Raw genomic sequence first — 20,238 nt, forward strand, 5'->3', positions numbered from 1 at the left:
CCCAACAAAAAAAAAGCACCCTACGACCACATTGGATCATAGGGCACCAGCATTCAAATACGTTCTTTAATCCCAACAGGCTGCTTACCCGGAACTTCGTGATGATGGCGGCAGCGGGGCTCATATGATTCCGATGCACCCACAAGGATGATCGGCTCATCATAGGAGGCCGGCTCCCCATCTATCAAGCGCTGCGTCCTGCTTGCAGGTGATCCGCACACTTCACACACAGCCTGCAGCTTAGTCACCGATTCTGCCAGCGATAATAGAACAGGCATAGGACCGAATGGTTCACCTCGGAAATCTTGATCGAGTCCAGCCATAATCACTCGATAACCGCTGTCCGCAAGATGCTGGGCAACCCCGATAATTTCATGATCAAAAAATTGCACTTCATCTATTGCAATAATATCCAGGGGCTTGTCCAAATACTTAAAAATATCCGTTGAATGGGCAATCGGTTTTGCCATCACAGAAGAGCCATTGTGTGATACGACAGCCTCTTCCGCATAGCGATTATCAATAGCTGGTTTAAATACAGCTATTTGCTCTTTAGCAAATTGAGCACGGCTGACTCGTTTAATCAATTCCTCGGATTTACCCGAAAACATGCTTCCGCAAATAAGCTCGATCCAGCCTGTTTGTTTCATTACATACATGGAAACAGCTACTCCCTTCCACCTGTCGATCCCTTGGCCATAATTGAAGTCGACCCGGCTTTATATAAATTCTTACTTGTTTATGGAAAAGAAAAAACAGGCAAGAAAAATACTTGCCTGTTTTTTAAAAAGTCCGGCTTATTTAATACCGTATTTTTTGTTGAAACGATCAACACGTCCGCCAGCTTCAGCGAATTTTTGACGACCAGTGTAGAATGGATGGCATTCTGAACAAGTCTCAACTTTGATCTCTTCTTTAACTGAACCAGTTTCAAAAGTGTTTCCGCAAGAGCAAATTACTTTTGAAAGCTTATAATTTGGATGAATTCCAGTTTTCATTCTTTTCAGCTCCTTATGCCCTGAATCATTCGAAACAGAGTTATATACTTCAAGTTGAGGGAAAAACACCCTCACATTTATTGTAAAAACACATGAACTCATTATAACAACTTAAGACTAGTTGTGCAACTGTTTGTTTCTTACAGGGTTTAAGAACGTTTTACGCTCGCCGGCCCCTTTTTCATTTCTGACATCTCTTCATCCAGCTTACTGAAAAATTCTTCATTACCCTTTGTCTGTTTTAGACGGCGAAGGAATTTCTCCGAGAAATCAGGCGAATCCGACATTGTTTTCCTGATGGCCCATAGTTTATCCAGGCGATCTTTCGGAATTAACAATTCTTCTTTACGAGTGCCTGAGCGGCGAATATCGATTGCCGGGAAGATGCGTCTTTCGGCAAGGGCACGATCTAAATGCAGCTCCATATTACCCGTACCTTTAAATTCTTCATAAATGACATCGTCCATTCTTGAACCCGTATCTACCAATGCTGTAGCAAGGATCGTCAGGCTGCCGCCTTCCTCAATATTCCTCGCCGCACCGAAAAAGCGTTTTGGACGGTGGAATGCAGCGGGGTCAATACCCCCTGATAGTGTACGTCCGCTCGGCGGAATGACAAGGTTGTAAGCTCGGGCAAGTCGAGTGATGCTGTCCATTAAAATGATGACATCACGTTTATGCTCCACAAGGCGCATCGCTCGTTCTAACACTAGCTCAGCCACCTTGATATGGTTTTCCGGCACTTCATCAAACGTTGAACTTACCACGTCCCCAGCAACGGACCGTTCAATGTCAGTCACTTCTTCCGGGCGTTCATCAATCAACAGCACGATCAATTCCGATTCGGGATGGTTTGTGGTTATTGCATTGGCAATTTCCTTGATGAGCATCGTTTTACCGGCTTTTGGCGGTGCGACGATTAGCCCACGCTGTCCAAAACCTACCGGTGCCAGGACATCCATAATCCTGGTTGATAAGTTCTTCGGTGTCGTTTCCAGTTTAATTTGCCTGTTTGGATACAGCGGTGTTAGACCTGGAAAGTGGACACGCTCTTTTGCTGATTCCGGATTATCGCCATTGACTGCTTCAACATGCAGTAATCCATAATAGCGCTCGTTTTCTTTTGGCGGCCTTACCTTACCGGACACTTTATCTCCATTCCGCAAATCGAATCTGCGGATCTGTGAAGCAGAAATATAAATATCCTCCGAGCTTGGAGAATAATTAATTGGACGCAGGAAACCGAAGCCCTCTGAAGGGATGATTTCTAAAACGCCCTCCATGAATAGGAGACCATCCTGCTCAGCTTGTGCTTTCAGGATAGCGAAAATAAGTTCCTTTTTTGAAAGTTTGCTGTAATAGGAAACTTTATATTCACGCGCGTGCTCATAGAGATCCTTTAGTTTCATGTTTTCTAAATTAGAAATAGTTAAATTCATTATGACACCACACTTTTATTAATTAAACGTTTTCACCCATACTGAAAAAGAAATGGTTTGTTAGATGGAAGAAAAACCGCAATCCATGTACCCGACCAGAGTTTTCTTAGAAAGGATGATACATTTTTACATGTAAAGAAGAAAATTAATTGAAGGCTTCTTGAAGTTTGGAGTGAAAGGGCAGATTCTAAATTATTAATAGTAGACCAAGCTTTATTTTACTTTTTTTATTTTAATTATTCAACTTAAATTTTTTAAAAGAGAAAGCGAGCGATGAAACCGCTCGCTTTTTAAAAGTGATTTTTCTAAAAAACGCTATCAGTCAATCAAACCATTCGGTTTAATCTTAAGACTGTGACGACCATCAATGAAACGAACTGTACCAGATTTAGCACGCATGACTACGGATTGTGTTTCGCCGTAATGCCCTTTGAATTGTACGCCGCGTAAAAGCTCTCCATCTGTCACACCTGTTGCTGCAAAAATTGCATCATCTCCGCGAACAAGGTCTTCCATTCTGAGGACTCTTCCTAATTCAAGGCCCATTTTTCCACAGCGCTCCACTTCTTCATCACTTTGAGGAATGAGCTTGCCTTGAATTTCCCCTCCAAGGCATTTCAGGGCAACGGCTGCAATAACTCCTTCTGGAGCTCCGCCAGATCCGAATAAGATGTCAACACCGGTAAGATCGAAGGCCGTATTTATGGCTCCCGCTACATCTCCATCGTTGATCAACTTGATACGTGCCCCTGCCTCACGAAGTTCATGAATGATCTTCGAATGACGATCGCGGTTCAATACTGTTGCAACCACGTCTTGGATATCTTTATTTTTTGCCTTGGCTACCGCTTTCAGGTTGTCCAACACGGAGGCATTGATATCAATCTGACCGACAGCCTCTGGTCCGACAGCTATTTTATCCATATACATATCCGGGGCATGAAGCAAGTTCCCCTTATCGGCTATCGCCAATACAGCCAATGCATTCCAGCCGCCGGATGCAACGATGTTCGTTCCTTCTAATGGATCAACCGCAACATCCACCATTGGCCCAAGACCGGTACCAAGTTTTTCGCCAATATAAAGCATTGGCGCTTCATCCATTTCCCCTTCACCGATTACAACCGTTCCTTGCATGGGAATAGTATTGAAAACATCCCGCATTGCAGTTGTTGCTGCATCATCTGCTTCGTCTTTCTTTCCTCTTCCCATCCAACGAGCTGAATTCAGTGCCGCCGCTTCTGTTACGCGGACAAGCTCCATCGATAAACTTCTTTCCATTTCCGGTTCCCCCTCATGTACACTAGCATGATTTATTTATATATTAGTATAACACATTATATCATATATAGTAACACAATGAGGTAACAAGAAAAGGGATCAGCTTTTAAGCTGCTCCACTTCTTCTTGCGTCATTTCTTCACGCCAAATCGTTGCTCCCAAACCTGAAAGTTTTTCAACAAGATGGCTATATCCGCGATCTATATGTTCAAGCCCGGTCACTTCTGTAATCCCTTCAGCCATTAAACCGGCTATTACAAGAGCCGCTCCGGCACGTAAATCGCTTGCCTTCACTTTTGCCCCATGAAGTTGGACAGGACCATCGACGATGCCCGCTCTGCCCTCGACCTTTATCTTCGCATTCATGCGTCGCAGTTCATCAATATGCTTAAAGCGGGCCCCGTATATCGTATCGGTGACCATGCTAGAACCGGTTGCTTTTGTTAAGAGGGAAGTGAAAGGTTGCTGAAGATCCGTTGGGAATCCAGGGTAAACCAATGTCTTGATATCAACGGATTTATATTGTTCTCCCGGTGAGACAAATATCTGGTCATCACCCGCTTCAATATTAATCCCCATTTCCCTCAACTTGGAAGTCAATGACTCCAAATGCTGGGGAATGACATTATCAATCAGAATTCCTTCTCCGACAGCAGCCGCTAGAATCATGAAAGTGCCGGCTTCAATCCGATCCGGTATGATCGTATGCTTGCACCCGTGCAAACTTTCCACACCATCAATACGAATGATATCCGTCCCTGCACCCTTTATTTTCGCTCCCATATTGGTCAACAATGTGGCAACATCGATGATTTCAGGTTCTTTCGCAGCATTTTCTATCACAGTGCGGCCTTTGGCCAAAACGGCGGCAAGCATGATATTGATCGTTGCCCCTACACTAACGACATCCAAATATATGCGTGCTCCCCTTAGCTCGTCCGCCCTAAGGTAAATGGCTCCTTGTTCATTCGTCACCTGTGCGCCCAGTGCTTCAAACCCCTTAATATGCTGATCTATCGGGCGAGGTCCTAAATGGCAGCCACCAGGCAAGCCGATCACTGCCTTTTTGAATTTACCAAGCATTGCCCCCATTAAATAATAAGAGGCACGTAACTTCTTGACCCTTCCATTGGGAAGAGGCATTGAAATCATCCTGCTGGGGTTGACTGTCATTTCTCCTTCATCAAAGGATACCTCGCCGCCAATCTCCTCCATTAACGCTTTCAGCATCTGTACATCCGAGATATCAGGCAGGCCTTCAATCGTTACGGGAGAGTCCGCTAAAATTGTTGCAGGAATAAGGGCGACCGCACTATTTTTTGCTCCACTGACACGAATGCTTCCCTTTAGAGGATAGCCACCGGCAATTTTAAGTTTTTCCATAATAAACTCCCTTCCACGCTAAGCACTTAGAAGCTACTTCCAAAAAGTAATATTTTACCACAAGAAAATTGCATAATCCGACAACATTTACTATCTAGTTCTTTAGTTTACACAAAAGTAGAAAATTCATGTAAAAAAAAGAGAAAAATTTCTAATTTATGTTAATTTTATTTAAACGGTGCAATCTATAGCGACTTAGCGGCAAGGCATTATGCTTCAGTACGTGAATTCCAATCGTTCAAAAAAGCTTCAATTCCTTTATCCGTTAATGGGTGGTGGAATAATTGTATTAAAACTTTATAAGGGATCGTTGCAATATGCGCCCCTTTAAGAGCCGCTTCAGTAATATGCATCGGATGGCGGATGGAAGCTGCGATGATTTCGGCATTGATATCATGGATCGCAAAAATGTCAGCAATATCCGAAATTAGATCCAAACCATTTTGGCCGATGTCATCCAAGCGACCTAAAAATGGCGATACATAAGTTGCTCCTGCCCTAGCTGCCAATAATGCTTGGTTTGCACTGAAAATAAGGGTGACGTTTGTTTTGACACCTTGTTTTGTAAGTGCTGAAACAGCCTTCAGGCCGTCCGGAGTCATTGGCACTTTAATCGTGATATTCGGTGCAATCGCAACTAGTTCCTTGGCTTCAGCCATCATTCCTTCAAAATCAAGCGCAATGACTTCAGCAGAAACGGATTCCTTAACAAGGCTTGTGATTTCTTTTAGCCGATCATGGAAAGAAACTCCCTTTTCCCTAGCAACAAGGGATGGGTTAGTCGTAACACCTGCTAAAACGCCAAGTTCATGCGCTTGTTTGATTTCTTCCATGTTTGCTGTATCTATAAAGAATTTCATAAAATAGCCTCCGTATGTAATCGATTTTTATTTTCCTATATGCATCTGAATTCTAATTGTTCTAAAAATAGAGCCCGGATTCAGCCCTGCATCTAAAAGAAACCATTAGGGGGGAGCCCCCCAATGGGAATATTGCCTTTATCATCTTACATTTAAAGGGATGGAACCCTTATTATGCTTTGCCGTTTGAACCGAATTCACGAATTTTGCCGATGACAGTTTCTTTAATCGCTTCACGGCCAGGAACGATGTATTTACGAGGATCGTACACTTCAGTATCGTTATTCAGAATTTCACGAACCGCTTTTGTGAATACAATTTGGTTTTCCGTATTCACATTGATTTTTGATGTTCCAAGCGAAATCGCTTTTTGGATATCTTTCGTAGGGATGCCTGTACCACCATGAAGAACAAGAGGTTTTTTCGTTAAATCACGCACTTCTTCCATTTCTTTATACCCAAGGTTAGGTTCACCTTTGTATGGTCCGTGAACGGATCCCAAAGCTGGAGCAAAGCAGTCGACATTTGTTTCTTTAACCAACTGTTCGCATTCTTGAGGGTCTGCATATACGACTCCATCAGCAATTACATCATCTTCTTGTCCGCCAACCGTGCCCACTTCCGCTTCAACAGAAACATTCCGTGCGTGAGCGAATTCGACAACCTTCTTGGTTGTTTCGATATTTTCTTCGATCGGATGATGTGAAGCATCGATCATTACTGAAGTGAATCCGGCTTCGATAGCTTCCTTACATTTATCATAACTTGAACCATGGTCAAGGTGAATGGCCACAGGAACAGTGATTTTCATGTCTTCCAACAATCCTTGAACCATCATCACAGTCGTTTTAAAACCACCCATATGGCGGGCAGCACCTTCGGAAACACCAAGGATGACTGGAGATTTTTCTTGTTCTGCAGCAGCTAGAATAGCTTGAGTCCATTCAAGGTTGTTGATATTGAATTGACCTACTGCATATTTTTCATCAAGGGCTTTATTCAGCATATCTTTCATAGAAACTAAAGGCATTTGATTTCCTCCTACTAGTGGATGTTATTATTTTAAAGTTAATTCTTTCTAGATATTCCCTAAAACGAAAGTAGCATACGCTTATAAATCAGAATATCTCTCCTCTTTTAGCATATCAATACATCAAAAAAACAGCAACAAATACACTATACCGAGCCTCAAATTTTATTCCAAAAAAACACGGCCCATCTAAAAAAAGATAGCCGCAGCAATTACTCCATCAGTAATATTAAATTTTCAAGACATTTAACTTGATTGAATCGGTAAGTATTCACGAACCGCTTTTCTAATATCATCAATATCAAACGGCTTTGCAAAGTGTGTCATAGCACCTAAATCCTTTGCTTCTTGAATCATATCAAGTTCACCATATGCCGTCATGATTATGACCCGGATGTCCGGATCGACGACTTTCATTCTTTTCAAGATCTCAATGCCATCCATTCCCGGAATCTTCATATCCAGCAATACAAGATCAGGTGAATGATTATTTAGCACATCCAAGGCTTGAATTCCATTAGCGGCTTGAAATGTTTCATACCCTTCTTTATGTAAAACCTCGTTCAATAAAATACGAATCCCGAACTGATCATCAACAATCAATATTTTCCCTGGCATTTTATCACCTCTCCCCTTCCCGATTCATCCATTAAATATACTGGCCTATAAGGCCATATTACCCGAAAAAGGGTAGTTACATAGATTGCGTCATATGACTTTTAGGTCCAACGCATTTATTGTTCATATTCGATAATTGTAACAAAATTCCTGCTGTATGGCTAAGAGGAATTTTAATTTTTTTGTTTTTTCGACCGATTTAGTAAATTCGGACCTTCCGGATCAAAATCCCAGAAACCTGTCATTGCAAAGGAAAGTCCTTTATAATGGGTATATTATTTTTTAAAGGAGTCCCTGACCATGTTAAAAATTTTTTCGACACAGATAAGCGGTATATTTAAGAAAATGATTGAAAATGAAGCCTTTGAAATGGAGGATGCCGGACGCTTGCTGGCTCAGGCTGCGGTTGGGGACGGTGCGGTGTACATTCACGGTTTTGGTGAAATGCAGGGTGTCACTGCCGAGGCTTTGGATGGGGCAGAACCCTTTCCGAAGGTAAAAAGATATGAATCAGGAGAAACTATTTCCAGGGAAGATCGGTTTCTCATATTCAGCCGCCATTCGGATGATGCAGAAGCATTGTTGCTGGCAAAACAACTCAAGGAAAAGGATATCCCATTTGTTGCGGTTTCTACATCCGTCCCTTCTGAAGGGGATTCTCTTTTGGAGTTGGCAGACGTTCATATTGATTTACGTATCCAACGGGGCTTGATTCCTGATGAAACCGGAAATCGATATGGGTATCCTACCCTCATTGCCGCTCTTTTCGCTTATTATGGGATTAAATTCACTCTTGAAGAAATCATAAAAGAGTATGAAGAAGAATGATTATTCATCTAAAAAAAAACAGCCACATTGGGCTGTTTTTTTGTTTATTAAAGTTTTTCGCTGCGCTTTAAAGACATGCCGACAAAATCACGGAATAGCGGCTGCGGACGGTTAGGACGTGACGTGAATTCCGGATGGAATTGAGAAGCCACAAACCAAGGATGATCCTTCAATTCAACGATTTCAACTAGACGGCCATCCGGACTAGTACCAGAGAAGATGAATCCTGCCTCTTCCATTGCTTGACGGTAGTGGTTATTGAATTCATAACGGTGACGGTGACGCTCATAAACAACCTCGTCATTATACGCTTCGTATGCTTTAGTTCCTTCGATAAGCTTACATGGATACAGACCAAGACGCAGTGTACCGCCCAAATCTTCTACATCCTTCTGTTCAGGAAGAAGATCGATGATTGGATCTGGAGTATCTTCATTAATTTCAGCTGAATGAGCTTCTGGCAATCCCAGGACGTTGCGAGCATACTCAATTGACGCCAACTGCATGCCTAAGCAAATTCCGAAGAATGGTTTTTTCGTAGTGCGGGCAAATTCGGTAGCAGCAATTTTCCCTTCGATTCCACGATCTCCAAAACCGCCTGGAACAAGGATTCCATCTGCATCTTGCAGAAGTTCAGCAACATTTTCTTTTGTTACATCTTCGGAATTCACCCAGTCGATTTCAACATCTGCATCAAATGCGTAACCTGCATGCTTAAGTGCTTCCACTACAGAAAGATAAGCATCTTGCAATTCAACATATTTTCCGACTAAAGCGATTTTTGTTTTCTTTGATAAAGAAGTAACCTTTTTGACTAGTTCCTTCCAATCTTCCATATCCGCTTCGCCGCAGTCCAATTGCAAGTGATCACAAACGATTTGGTCCATATTTTGTGCTTGAAGCGCAAGTGGGATGGAGTAAAGAGTATCCGCATCAAGACATTCTATAACGGAATTTTTATCGATATCGCAGAATAAAGCAATTTTATCCTTCATATCTTGTGAAATTGGACTTTCTGTACGTGCAACGATGATATTCGGCTGAATGCCTAGACTGCGTAATTCTTTTACACTATGCTGTGTCGGTTTTGTTTTCATTTCACCAGCAGCTTTGATGTAAGGAACCAGTGTACAGTGGATATACATAACATTATTGATTCCGATATCACTCTTGATTTGGCGAATCGCCTCAAGGAATGGAAGAGACTCGATATCCCCTACAGTACCGCCGATTTCAGTGATGACTATATCGGCATTCGTTTCATTGCCTGAACGGAAAACCCGTTCTTTAATTTCATTCGTGATATGCGGAATGACTTGAACTGTTCCACCTAGATAATCGCCACGGCGTTCTTTTCTCAGGACCGTTGAATAAATTCTGCCCGTAGTCACATTGCTGTGTTTGCCAAGGTTGATATCAATGAAACGCTCATAGTGCCCCAAATCCAAATCCGTTTCAGCACCATCATCCGTTACAAACACTTCACCGTGTTGGTATGGACTCATCGTACCTGGATCCAAGTTAATATAAGGGTCAAACTTCTGGATCGTAACATTCAATCCCCTATTTTTTAATAATCTACCTAAAGAAGCGGCCGTTATCCCTTTTCCCAAGGAAGAAACTACTCCACCTGTCACAAAAATATATTTTGTCATTTTATATCCTCCTATAGAATGTTTTCTTCCAATTCTGTTCTTAATCGGAACTGAATCAAATCTTCCGCCACATGAGCGGTTAAAAGCTAAAAAATCGTAAACCAGTACAAACCATTAATCACTTAAAGGTCTTTAGTGAGAGTCATGCAGGATACATGAACAAGAATAAATTTCCTTAAATGACAGTAAACAAAAATATGTTCTCTATAGTTTTTACAATTCTACGAGAAATCATTTTTAAAAATAAAAAAATGATGTCATTTATTCATTCCATCATTAAAAACAAAAACGCTCCGCTTACAATAAAAGTAAGGGAGCGATATAATTTAATCATTGTGTCCTTTTTTAAGGAGCCCAAAAATGATTCTACAAATTTCGCCTCAAAAAGTCAAGGGCGATTATTTATTTCTCAGCCTCTTCATCCAAGTCATCCAAGTCATCTTCATCTTCGTCTTCGTCTTCGTCCTCATCATCTTCCAGGACAAATGCATCATCTTCGATTATTTCTTCTTCCAGATCATCGTCATCATCCACGTCATCATCCAAAAGCACTTCGTCGATGACTGGAGAACCTAGAATATCATCATCGTCATCATCTTCATCCTCGTCCAGATCATCGATATCTTCTTCAAAGTCAAGATCTTCGTCTTCAAGTTCATCGAAATCGTCGATAACGGCAGCAGCCTTTTTGGCTTTCTTTTTCTTTTTAGGTTTTACAACATGTACGACTTCTTCCTCGATTTGGTCAACCGGGTACCATGTTTTCAATCCCCAGCGGTTGTCCCCAAGTGAAGTGAAGCGGCCATCCACATTTAAATCCGTATAGAATTGTGCAATTTTCTTTTCCACTTCCGCTTTAGATAAATGGTGCAGCGAAGCTAATTCACTTATTAAGTCTTTAAATGGAATCGGTTCATTTCTTTCCACTAACAAATCATATGCCATCTCTATTAAGGACATTTCCAATAACTGCTCTTTTGAGTATTGTTTTAAACTCAAATTCCGCACTTCCCTTCTCTATTCAAACACTGAATTCCGTGTTTTTTCACATAAAAAAATAATCTAAAACAGTAGTTCGATAAAATAACGACAATTCCTGCTAGACATATACTCCATTATAAACAATCTAAATGGGTTTATGCTAGTTCTATCTGATACTTTCACAGATTTACCTTATTGTCTATCATTCAGGAAACCAAAAGCTAAAAATCATTCACTTTCCTTTTTCGATTTCTGTCGATAGGCTGCCGTAAAAAAGACAATAGTCAGGATAAAAAAAGAGATGGCACCCAATTGATGCTCATACAGCTCAAATAAAATAATGATGGCAAGAATGTACCCTATGATCGATCCAATCATTTTCAGGTTCATTTTCTCAACTCCAATAGGGCTGATTCTTCATTTTTGCCCCTTTTCCAAATAATTATAAGGTAAAATCTTCATTTTGTTAAAAAATGCGGAAATTATTTAAAAAAGAGGCCCCTAAACGTTCGGAGCCCCTTCTCAGTTTACATATTCCTTCGATATTGACCGCCTACATCATATAGCGCCCTCGTTATCTGACCAAGACTGGCCACTCTGACGCAGTTCATGAGTTCAGCAAAGATATTTTCCCCATTCATGGCTGCCAATTTCAGTTTAGTTAGCGCCTCATCCGTGAACTCCTTATTTCTTTCTTGGAATGCCCGGAGATTTATGATTTGCCCTTCCTTTTCTTCCTTTGTTGCACGGGCAATTTCCATGCTGTTCACCGCTTCTTCGGAAGGAGGATTTGGATTCAAATACGTGTTGACACCGATGATCGGCAATTCTCCCGTATGCTTTTTCATTTCGTAATGCATCGATTCATCCTGGATTTTCCCGCGCTGATACTGCGTCTCCATTGCACCCAGCACACCGCCCCGATCATTGATGCGATCGAACTCTTGCAGTACGGCCTCTTCAACGAGATCCGTCAATTCCTCTACGATGAAGGCTCCTTGCATCGGGTTTTCATTTTTTGAGAGCCCATGCTCCTTTGTAATGATCATTTGTATGGCCATTGCCCGGCGCACGGACTCTTCAGTAGGCGTCGTGATGGCTTCATCGTACGCATTAGTATGCAAGGAATTACAGTTGTCCTGCAGCGCCATTAAAGCCTGAAGTGTCGTTCTGATATCATTGAAATCAATTTCTTGCGCATGAAGTGAGCGCCCTGAAGTCTGTATATGGTATTTGAGCTTCTGGCTGCGGTCGTTCGCACCATATTTATCCCGCATGACCGTAGCCCAAATCCTTCTTGCCACTCTCCCGATAACCGTATATTCCGGGTCGAGCCCATTTGAGAAGAAGAACGACAAATTCGGGGCAAAGTCATCAATATTCATTCCGCGACTTAAATAATATTCGATGTAAGTAAAGCCATTCGCTAATGTAAAAGCAAGCTGTGAAATGGGATTGGCACCCGCTTCTGCAATGTGATAGCCGGAAATGGATACAGAGTAGTAGTTCCTGACTTTTCGATCAATGAAATATGCTTGAATGTCCCCCATTAGCCTTAAAGCAAATTCCGTAGAGAAGATGCAAGTATTCTGACCTTGGTCCTCTTTCAGAATATCCGCTTGAACAGTTCCGCGTACCGTTTGAAGGGTATAAGCCTGCACTTCTTCAGCTTCTGCGTCCGTAAGGGGACGGCATAACTCTTCTTCTTTCCGTTGAATCTGCTGATCGACTGCCGTATTCATGTACATGGCCAAAATGATTGGTGCCGGTCCATTGATGGTCATCGATACAGAGGTTGAGGGGTGGCAAAGGTCAAAGCCTGCATACAGCTTTTTCATGTCATCCAACGTACAGATGCTGACTCCGCTTTCCCCTACCTTTCCATAGATATCAGGCCGGTGATCGGGATCCTCGCCATATAAAGTTACCGAATCGAAAGCCGTACTTAGCCGTTTTGCATTATCATCCTTTGACAAATAATGAAAACGCCTGTTGGTTCGGTCGGGTGATCCTTCACCGGCAAATTGCCGCTTCGGGTCCTCTCCTTCACGCTTGAATGGAAAGACTCCCGCTGTGTAAGGAAAGAAGCCCGGAACGTTCTCTCGGAATACCCATCCTAAGATCTCTCCATAATCCACATATTTAGGCAGTGACACTCTCGGAATCATTAAACCTGATAAACTTTTAGTTTTCAGCTTTGTGACGATTTCTTTATCCCTGACTTTCGTTACAAACTGCTCTCCTGCATACTTTTCTTTTAATTCCATCCATCCAGAAAGTATTTTTTTAGATTCAGGTGATAAATTCGAAGCGGTTTCCTTTTTCAGTTTTTCTAAAGAAGCCACCATATCTTCGTTGTTATCATTTTCCTTAATTGCTTCAATTGCTCCTTCAAGCTGGAAAAGCCTGCGGGCAATACGTACTTGTTCAGCCGCACGCTTATGATAAGATCTGACCGTATCACTGATTTCACGTAAATAATACCGACGGTCAGTAGGGATGATGACATTTTGCTTGTAAACATCCGCTTCCTTCGAAAAGGCGGTACTCCAAACCGTCCCTGATTTTTCATTAAGCTTTTCAATCAGTGCAGCGAATAATGCATTGGTGCCTGGATCATTGAATTGAGAAGCGATGGTACCGTATACCGGCATTTCAGATGGATCTTGATCGAAAAGTGTACGGCTTCTTTGGTATTGCTTTTGAACTTGGTTTTTTGCATCCTCTGAGCCTTTGCGCTCGTATTTGTTAATGACTATCAAGTCTGCATAATCAATCATATCGATTTTTTCAAGTTGCGAAGGTGCTCCGAATTCACTCGTCATTACATACATGGATACATCGCATATCTCAGCAATTTCTGCATCTCCCTGACCAATTCCGCTCGTTTCAACGATGATTAAATCGAAGCCAGCTGCCTTCACGACTGAAATGGCATCTTTTATCGCCAAAGACAACTCACTTTTTGAATGACGCGTGGCCAGGCTCCGCATATAAACACGCTCTGAAAAAATCGAGTTCATTCTAATCCTGTCACCAAGCAGGGCACCGCCCGTTTTCTGTTTGGTCGGGTCTACAGATAAAATGGCAACTCTCTCGTCTGGTATTTCGTTAATGAACCTTCGTATCAATTCATCAGTCAATGAACTTTTTCCAGCACCGCCAGTTCCCGTAATCCCTAGAACAGGAACCTTCTTTTCGGAAGTCTTGATCTGCTCAAAAAGACTCTCAACCGCTGCCGCTGATTCCTGTGAAGCATCGAGTCTGTTTTCGGCAAAGGTAATGAATTGGGCAATGGCATTTGTTCCCCCAGCAACCAATTCATCAAAACGTTCCTGTAAAGATGGTTTGACTGTCGAGAAATCACACTCCTCCATCAATACGTTTATCATTCCTTGAAGCCCATATTCCCGCCCTTCATCAGGAGAAAAGATCCGGGCTATCCCATAATCATGGAGTTCTTTAATTTCCCTTGGGATGATGACCCCGCCGCCGCCGGCAAAAATACGAATGTGCCCGGCTCCCTTTTCCTTCAGCAGGTCATACATATATTTAAAATATTCCACATGTCCGCCTTGGTAAGATGACATGGCTATGCCTTGAACATCTTCCTGGATGGCCGCATTCACGATCTCTTCCACCGAACGATTATGACCTAGATGAATGACTTCTGCACCGCTGGACTGAAGGATTCTCCTCATAATATTGATAGATGCATCATGTCCATCAAATAAACTCGAAGCAGTAACGAATCTAATATGGTTCTTCGGTTTATACACCTCAACTGTACCCATTGAGCTCCTCCTTATTGAAACGAATTTAACTCAGTATTTTTCTGAAGCGATATATTTTGAATCAATAATTGCGTCTGCAGTTCAACATATTCTTGAAGCGTATACTCTTTGTGTAAAGCCCATCTTCTAAAACTCCACATTTGTCCCTGAACGAAAATATTATGAGAAACAAGGCTTATTTGTTTTGCCGTCAACGATAGCTCCCCATTCTCAACACATTTCGTAATCACCTTTTCAAACATGCCGACCATCCGAAGTTCTTTATTCAATACATAAGGTAAAGCATCTTTCGTCAGTGCCTTCACCTCTTGATACATGACCAGCACTTCGTCCTGCATATCATCCATCACTTTATAAAAATAGGCGATCGTAAGCTTCAAGCTTTCAAGTGTCCCATCGCTCTGATCTATTTCTTTCTGAAGCTTTTCCTGTACTTCATCGTAGATAAAGTCGCAAACGAGATATAATATATCTTCCTTTGTTCGGATATACTCGTATAACGTGCCGATACTAAAGCCGGCCGCTTTGGCAATTTCCCTGGTAGTCGTACGATGAAATCCCTTTTCCTTAAAAAGGGTCACCGCCCCTTTAATCATTTGTGTACGCCTTTTTTCAACCAGGCGTTCATCCTTTACAGATGCAAGAACCTCTCTTTTTTCCATTTTCAAACTCCTTTTAAAAAGCCCATCATTTAATTGCCAAAGACATTCTAAAGAAATTGAAAAGGGAATTCCGGTAAAGGCAATGCCTCATCGGAAAACCTCAATTTCAATCCTATTTAGTAATCATCCGTGAGATGACCAGCTTTTGAATTTCCTGTGTACCTTCATAGATTTGGGTGATTTTCGCATCACGCATATACCGTTCTACAGGATAATCCTTTGTATATCCATAACCTCCAAAGACCTGCACTGCTTCTGTCGTCACTTTCATGGCTGTATCTCCAGCAAAAAGTTTGGACATGGCCGACTCTTTTCCATAAGGAAGGCCCACTGATTCCAACCAGGCAGCCTGATAGGTTAATAGCCTTGAAGCTTCAACACCCGTTGCCATATCCGCCAATTTAAAACCGATTCCTTGCTGTGCAGAAATCGGCTTGCCGAATTGGACGCGCTCTTTTGCATAATCAACTGCGGCATCCAATGCACCTTGGGCTATGCCCACTGCCTGGGCTGCAATCCCATTACGGCCGCCATCTAGCGTCATCATCGCTATTTTAAAGCCCTCTCCTTCTTTTCCAAGGAGATTTTCTTTAGGCACTCGGCATTCATCAAAAATGATTTCCGTGGTCGGTGATGAACGGATTCCAAGCTTCTTCTCTTTTTTGCCGACACTAAAACCCGGGAAGTCCTTTTCAACGATAAAGGCACTCGTTCCTTTTTGTTTGGATTCTGGATCCGTCAATGCAAAGACGACATATGTATCCGCAATCCCGCCGTTCGTAATGAAGATTTTTGAACCGCTGATAATATATTCATCACCTACAAGCTTAGCAGTCGTTCTCATACCGCCTGCATCAGAGCCTGAGCTAGGCTCGGTCAGCCCATATGCACCGATTTTTTCACCCTGTGCCATTGGACGAAGGTATTTTTGTTTTTGCTCTTCAGATCCAAACTTATATATTGGCCATCCTGCAAGGGAAGTATGGGCTGATAAAGTCACCCCAGTGGAAGCGCAAACGCGGGAAAGTTCCTCAATCGCTATGCAATACGCTAAATAATCACTTCCAATACCGCCGTATTCCTCAGGCCAAGGAATCCCAGTCAATCCAAGTTCGGCCATTTTATCGAAGATTTCACGGTCGAATCGTTCTTCTTCATCCCTCTCGGCAGCTGTCGGAGCCACTTCATTCTGGGCAAAATCGCGCACCATTTTCCTGATCATTTCATGTTCTTCCGTTAGTTTAAATTGCATGTCTATGCCTCCTAAGCATTTCGTAAATTAGAGATTCTTACTGATGACCATCCTCTGTATTTCGCTGGTACCCTCATAAATTTCAGTTACCTTTGCATCCCTGAAATAGCGTTCGACAGGATATTCCATCGTGTATCCATAGCCTCCGAACACCTGGACTGCTTCTATCGCCACATCAACAGCCGTCCTCGAAGCGAATAGCTTAGCCATTGCCGCCTCTTTACCGCACTTCAATCCCTGTGAGCGTAAATACGCCGCTCGATAGACAAGTAACCTTGAAGCTTCTATACTCGTTGCCATTTCAGCAAGCTTGAAACCAATCCCCTGTTGTGCTGCAATAGGTTTGCCGAATTGAACTCTGTCTTTTGCATATTTGACAGCATGTTCCATGGCGCCTTCTGCAATTCCCAGCGCTTGAGCAGCAATGCCTATCCTTCCAGCATCCAAGTTGGCCATTGCGATCTTAAAGCCTTCTCCTTCTTTTCCAAGGAGATTGGCTGCAGGCACTTTCATATCCTCGAACGTCACCTGTACGGTGCTCGAGCCATGAAGGCCCATTTTACGTTCATCTTTACCGATGATTAAGCCTGGCGTCCCTTTTTCTACAATAAAAGCAGAGATTCCCTTGCTTCCCTTCTGAGGGTCGGTTGAAGCAAAAACAATGAATACATCCGCTTCCCCGCCATTGGTGATAAAAACCTTGGACCCATTTATTCGATATCTTCCGTCTTCCTTTACTGCCACTGCCTTCGATTTCAAACTCGCAGCATCGGAACCTGAGCTTTGCTCAGTCAAGCAAAAGGCGCCTAAATATATACCAGCGGCTAACTTAGGCACATACTTCCGCTTCTGCTCTTCCGTTCCAAAATAAACGATTGGATTTGTTCCAACAGAAGTATGAACGGACAGTATGACACCGAGAGTTGGACTAACTTTGGAAATCTCATTGATGGCGATGATATAAGACATGAAGTCCATACCCGCGCCACCGTATTCTTCTGAAATCGGGATTCCCATCAAACCAAGCTTACCCATTTTTTGCAGAATCGTTTTTGGAAACACGCCTGTTTCCATTGCCTCGATATGAGGGGTAATCTCATTCTCCGCAAAAGCGCTTACCATTTTCCGCATCATTTCCTGTTCTTCTGTAAACTTGAAATCCATCCTTATCCCTCCCTAGCTGCACATCTTTCTAAGATTAGTTATATTCGTAAAAGCCCCGTCCTGATTTCTTGCCTAGCCATCCAGCCTTTACATATTTCCTTAACAGCGGACACGGTCGGTATTTATCGTCTCCGAGACCTTGGTGAAGCGTTTCCATTATATACAGGCATGTGTCCAGTCCAATGAAGTCAGCTAGCGTAAGCGGGCCCATCGGATGGTTCATTCCCAGCTTCATCACGTCGTCAATCGCCTCTTTAGTGGCGACGCCTTCATAAAGGGTATAGATGGCCTCATTGATCATCGGCATCAAAATCCGGTTCGCTACAAAACCTGGAAAATCATTAACTTCCACCGGTACCTTGTTCAAGGATTCAGCCATCTCTTCAACTTCTTTATAAACCTCATCCGCTGTAGCCAGGCCACGGATGATCTCAACCAGCTTCATGACTGGAACGGGGTTCATAAAGTGCATGCCAATTACCTTTTCCGGCCTTTTCGTGGCAGCGGCTATCTCGGTAATCGGAAGCGAAGAAGTATTGGATGCAAGAATGACGTGTTGTGGCGTGATTTCATCCAAATCGGCGAATATTTTTGTTTTTATTTCCATGTTTTCAACTGCAGCTTCAATCACTAAATCCACCACAGCCGCATTATTTAAATCCGTCGATGAAGTCAGCCGGGAAAGGATTGCACCTTTTTCTTCAGCTTCCATTTTTCCTTTTTCAACCTGCCGGGAAAGGTTCTTGGTAATTGTCCCTAACCCCTTTTCTACATATTCATCTTTTAAATCATGTAAAAGAACTTCATAACCGCTCATTGCACAGACCTGGGCAATGCCAGATCCCATCTGTCCAGCACCAATGACCATCACTTTTTGAATGCCCATGAAAAATCCCTCCTCATGTATCTATCTATGAAACTATTATCCTTGCTTAGGCACTTCAATTAAAATGGCATCTCCCTGACCGCCGCCACTGCAGATCGCTGCGATGCCCAATCCCCCTCCGCGGCGTTTCAGTTCATGCATCAGCGTAATGATGATGCGGGCACCACTCGCCCCGATCGGGTGACCTAATGCTACAGCCCCTCCGTTTACATTCACTTTTCCCGGCTCGATGTTGGCAATTTTCCCACTGGCCAGCGCAACCGCAGCAAATGCTTCGTTCACTTCAAACAAATCAATTTCCTCTATCGATTTACCTGTCTTCTTCAGGAGTTCATTTATGACCAAACCTGGCGTTTTAGGGAAGTCCTTTGCTTCCACTGCCACTTCTGCATGAGCTAAAATATAGGCAAAAGGCGTTTTCCCTTCCTTTTCCGCACGTTCCTCACTCATCAATACGAGTGCACCTGCCCCATCATTGACACCTGGTGCATTACCTGCCGTAATGGTCCCCTCATTACTGAAAGCTGGACCTAATTTAGCTAACTTCCCGGCAGAGGTATCTTTTCTTGGGGCTTCATCATGTTCAACGGTAATTGGCTCGCCTTTCCGCACAGGCACCTGTACGGAAATGATTTCTTCTGCAAGGATACCGCCATCGATTGCTTTTATCGCTTTTTGATGACTTTCGTAAGCCCAGCTATCCTGTTCCTCACGGGTGATTTCAAGGTCCTCGGCAGTACTGTTTCCGTAAGTCCCCATATGCACGCCCGTAAAGCTGCAGCTAAGTCCATCCGAAATCATCGTATCCTTAAGCTCTCCATCACCCATCCTTAGGCCCCACCTTGCTTTCGGAAGGATATAAGGAGCATTGCTCATCGATTCCATTCCGCCTGCAACAATGATTTCTTCTTCACCTAAACGAATGATCTGATCAGCCAATGTCACACTGCGAAGTCCTGATGCGCATACTTTATTAATGGTTTCCGTTTTCACTTCCCATGGCAATCCAGCATGGCGGGCTGCCTGGCGGGACGGTATTTGGCCTTGGCCAGCCTGAAGCACATTCCCCATGATGACCTCATCTACTTGGCTGCCTTCAATCCCTGCCCGAACAAGTGCCTCTTTGATTGCTATTCCACCAAGTTGTGATGCCGTCAAACTGCTAAGGCCACCGCCAAATTTACCAAAAGGTGTTCTCACACCGCTAATAATCACTGTTTTCGCCATCATTATTTCCCCCTATAAGTAACATTGATTGAACGCTCGCTCAATTTGGAGTTAAAAAAATAGTTTTGTAAGCGCTTAATATTATAATATATTACACATTTTTCTCAAAAATGAAAATATTTAGTTTATAAATATTGAAAAAAATTGCCTGCTCCCTTTTGTTTCATCTTTTATAAAAGA

The 20,238-nt window shown here is 42.8% G+C and carries 18 protein-coding genes; 1 reads left to right on the forward strand and 17 read right to left on the reverse strand.

All coding sequences use genetic code 11. From position 1 onward, the window contains the following. Positions 1-53 precede the first annotated feature (53 nt). The 8 genes from ACWF5P_RS05780 to ACWF5P_RS05815 all read right to left on the reverse strand — a co-directional run bounded on the left by ACWF5P_RS05780 (position 54) and on the right by ACWF5P_RS05815 (position 7,609). Entirely contained in the window at positions 54-659 is a 606-nt protein-coding gene (locus ACWF5P_RS05780; RefSeq protein WP_101223848.1) for a thymidine kinase, read from the reverse strand. A 138-nt stretch (positions 660-797) separates the two neighbouring features. Further along, positions 798-998 carry a 50S ribosomal protein L31 gene (gene rpmE / locus ACWF5P_RS05785; protein ID WP_034315847.1) on the reverse strand — a complete coding sequence of 67 codons (201 nt, stop codon included), beginning with the start codon at positions 996-998 and terminating at the stop codon, positions 798-800. A gap of 149 nt (positions 999-1,147) precedes the next feature. After that, on the reverse strand, positions 1,148-2,437 hold the full coding sequence (gene rho / locus ACWF5P_RS05790; protein ID WP_034315849.1) for a transcription termination factor Rho: 1,290 nt from the start codon (positions 2,435-2,437) through the stop codon (positions 1,148-1,150). Between the two features lie 318 nt (positions 2,438-2,755). Continuing rightward, positions 2,756-3,718, reverse strand: a complete 963-nt coding sequence (gene glpX / locus ACWF5P_RS05795; protein WP_101223849.1) for a class II fructose-bisphosphatase — start codon at positions 3,716-3,718, stop codon at positions 2,756-2,758. 99 nt (positions 3,719-3,817) lie between these two features. Next, positions 3,818-5,101 carry a UDP-N-acetylglucosamine 1-carboxyvinyltransferase gene (locus ACWF5P_RS05800; protein ID WP_101223850.1) on the reverse strand — a complete coding sequence of 428 codons (1,284 nt, stop codon included), beginning with the start codon at positions 5,099-5,101 and terminating at the stop codon, positions 3,818-3,820. A gap of 209 nt (positions 5,102-5,310) precedes the next feature. Then, complete coding sequence (gene fsa / locus ACWF5P_RS05805; protein ID WP_063234171.1) at positions 5,311-5,961, reverse strand: fructose-6-phosphate aldolase; 651 nt, start codon at positions 5,959-5,961, stop codon at positions 5,311-5,313. 172 nt (positions 5,962-6,133) lie between these two features. Continuing rightward, positions 6,134-6,991, reverse strand: coding sequence for a class II fructose-bisphosphate aldolase (locus ACWF5P_RS05810; protein WP_101223851.1), 858 nt, complete (start codon positions 6,989-6,991; stop codon positions 6,134-6,136). Positions 6,992-7,237: 246 nt separating this feature from the next. Then, positions 7,238-7,609, reverse strand: coding sequence for a response regulator (locus ACWF5P_RS05815; protein ID WP_101223852.1), 372 nt, complete (start codon positions 7,607-7,609; stop codon positions 7,238-7,240). A 300-nt stretch (positions 7,610-7,909) separates the two neighbouring features. Between ACWF5P_RS05815 and ACWF5P_RS05820 the strand changes: the two genes are divergently transcribed. Next, on the forward strand, positions 7,910-8,437 hold the full coding sequence (locus tag ACWF5P_RS05820; protein WP_434168153.1) for a DUF2529 domain-containing protein: 528 nt from the start codon (positions 7,910-7,912) through the stop codon (positions 8,435-8,437). Positions 8,438-8,484: 47 nt separating this feature from the next. Here the strand turns inward: ACWF5P_RS05820 and ACWF5P_RS05825 are convergent, their stop codons facing one another. From ACWF5P_RS05825 to ACWF5P_RS05865, 9 genes are all read right to left on the reverse strand, one after another. Beyond that, positions 8,485-10,092, reverse strand: coding sequence for a CTP synthase (locus ACWF5P_RS05825; RefSeq protein ID WP_101223854.1), 1,608 nt, complete (start codon positions 10,090-10,092; stop codon positions 8,485-8,487). A 402-nt stretch (positions 10,093-10,494) separates the two neighbouring features. Further along, entirely contained in the window at positions 10,495-11,091 is a 597-nt protein-coding gene (gene rpoE, locus ACWF5P_RS05830) for a DNA-directed RNA polymerase subunit delta (RefSeq protein WP_452444708.1), read from the reverse strand. A gap of 210 nt (positions 11,092-11,301) precedes the next feature. After that, positions 11,302-11,463 carry a hypothetical protein gene (locus ACWF5P_RS05835; protein WP_157831069.1) on the reverse strand — a complete coding sequence of 54 codons (162 nt, stop codon included), beginning with the start codon at positions 11,461-11,463 and terminating at the stop codon, positions 11,302-11,304. Positions 11,464-11,600: 137 nt separating this feature from the next. Then, positions 11,601-14,867: a fused isobutyryl-CoA mutase/GTPase IcmF gene (gene icmF, locus ACWF5P_RS05840; RefSeq protein WP_452444709.1), complete on the reverse strand. Its 3,267-nt coding sequence runs from the start codon at positions 14,865-14,867 to the stop codon at positions 11,601-11,603. An 11-nt stretch (positions 14,868-14,878) separates the two neighbouring features. Continuing rightward, on the reverse strand, positions 14,879-15,529 hold the full coding sequence (locus ACWF5P_RS05845; RefSeq protein ID WP_101223857.1) for a TetR/AcrR family transcriptional regulator: 651 nt from the start codon (positions 15,527-15,529) through the stop codon (positions 14,879-14,881). 112 nt (positions 15,530-15,641) lie between these two features. After that, on the reverse strand, positions 15,642-16,781 hold the full coding sequence (locus ACWF5P_RS05850; RefSeq protein WP_101223858.1) for an acyl-CoA dehydrogenase: 1,140 nt from the start codon (positions 16,779-16,781) through the stop codon (positions 15,642-15,644). Between the two features lie 27 nt (positions 16,782-16,808). Then, entirely contained in the window at positions 16,809-17,945 is a 1,137-nt protein-coding gene (locus ACWF5P_RS05855; protein ID WP_452444710.1) for an acyl-CoA dehydrogenase, read from the reverse strand. Positions 17,946-17,979: 34 nt separating this feature from the next. After that, positions 17,980-18,831: a 3-hydroxybutyryl-CoA dehydrogenase gene (locus tag ACWF5P_RS05860; protein WP_434168156.1), complete on the reverse strand. Its 852-nt coding sequence runs from the start codon at positions 18,829-18,831 to the stop codon at positions 17,980-17,982. 36 nt (positions 18,832-18,867) lie between these two features. Then, positions 18,868-20,058, reverse strand: coding sequence for an acetyl-CoA C-acetyltransferase (locus ACWF5P_RS05865; protein ID WP_402943295.1), 1,191 nt, complete (start codon positions 20,056-20,058; stop codon positions 18,868-18,870). Between the last annotated feature and the right edge of the window lie 180 nt (positions 20,059-20,238).

Source organism: Peribacillus sp. NPDC055009 (genome assembly GCF_053608705.1).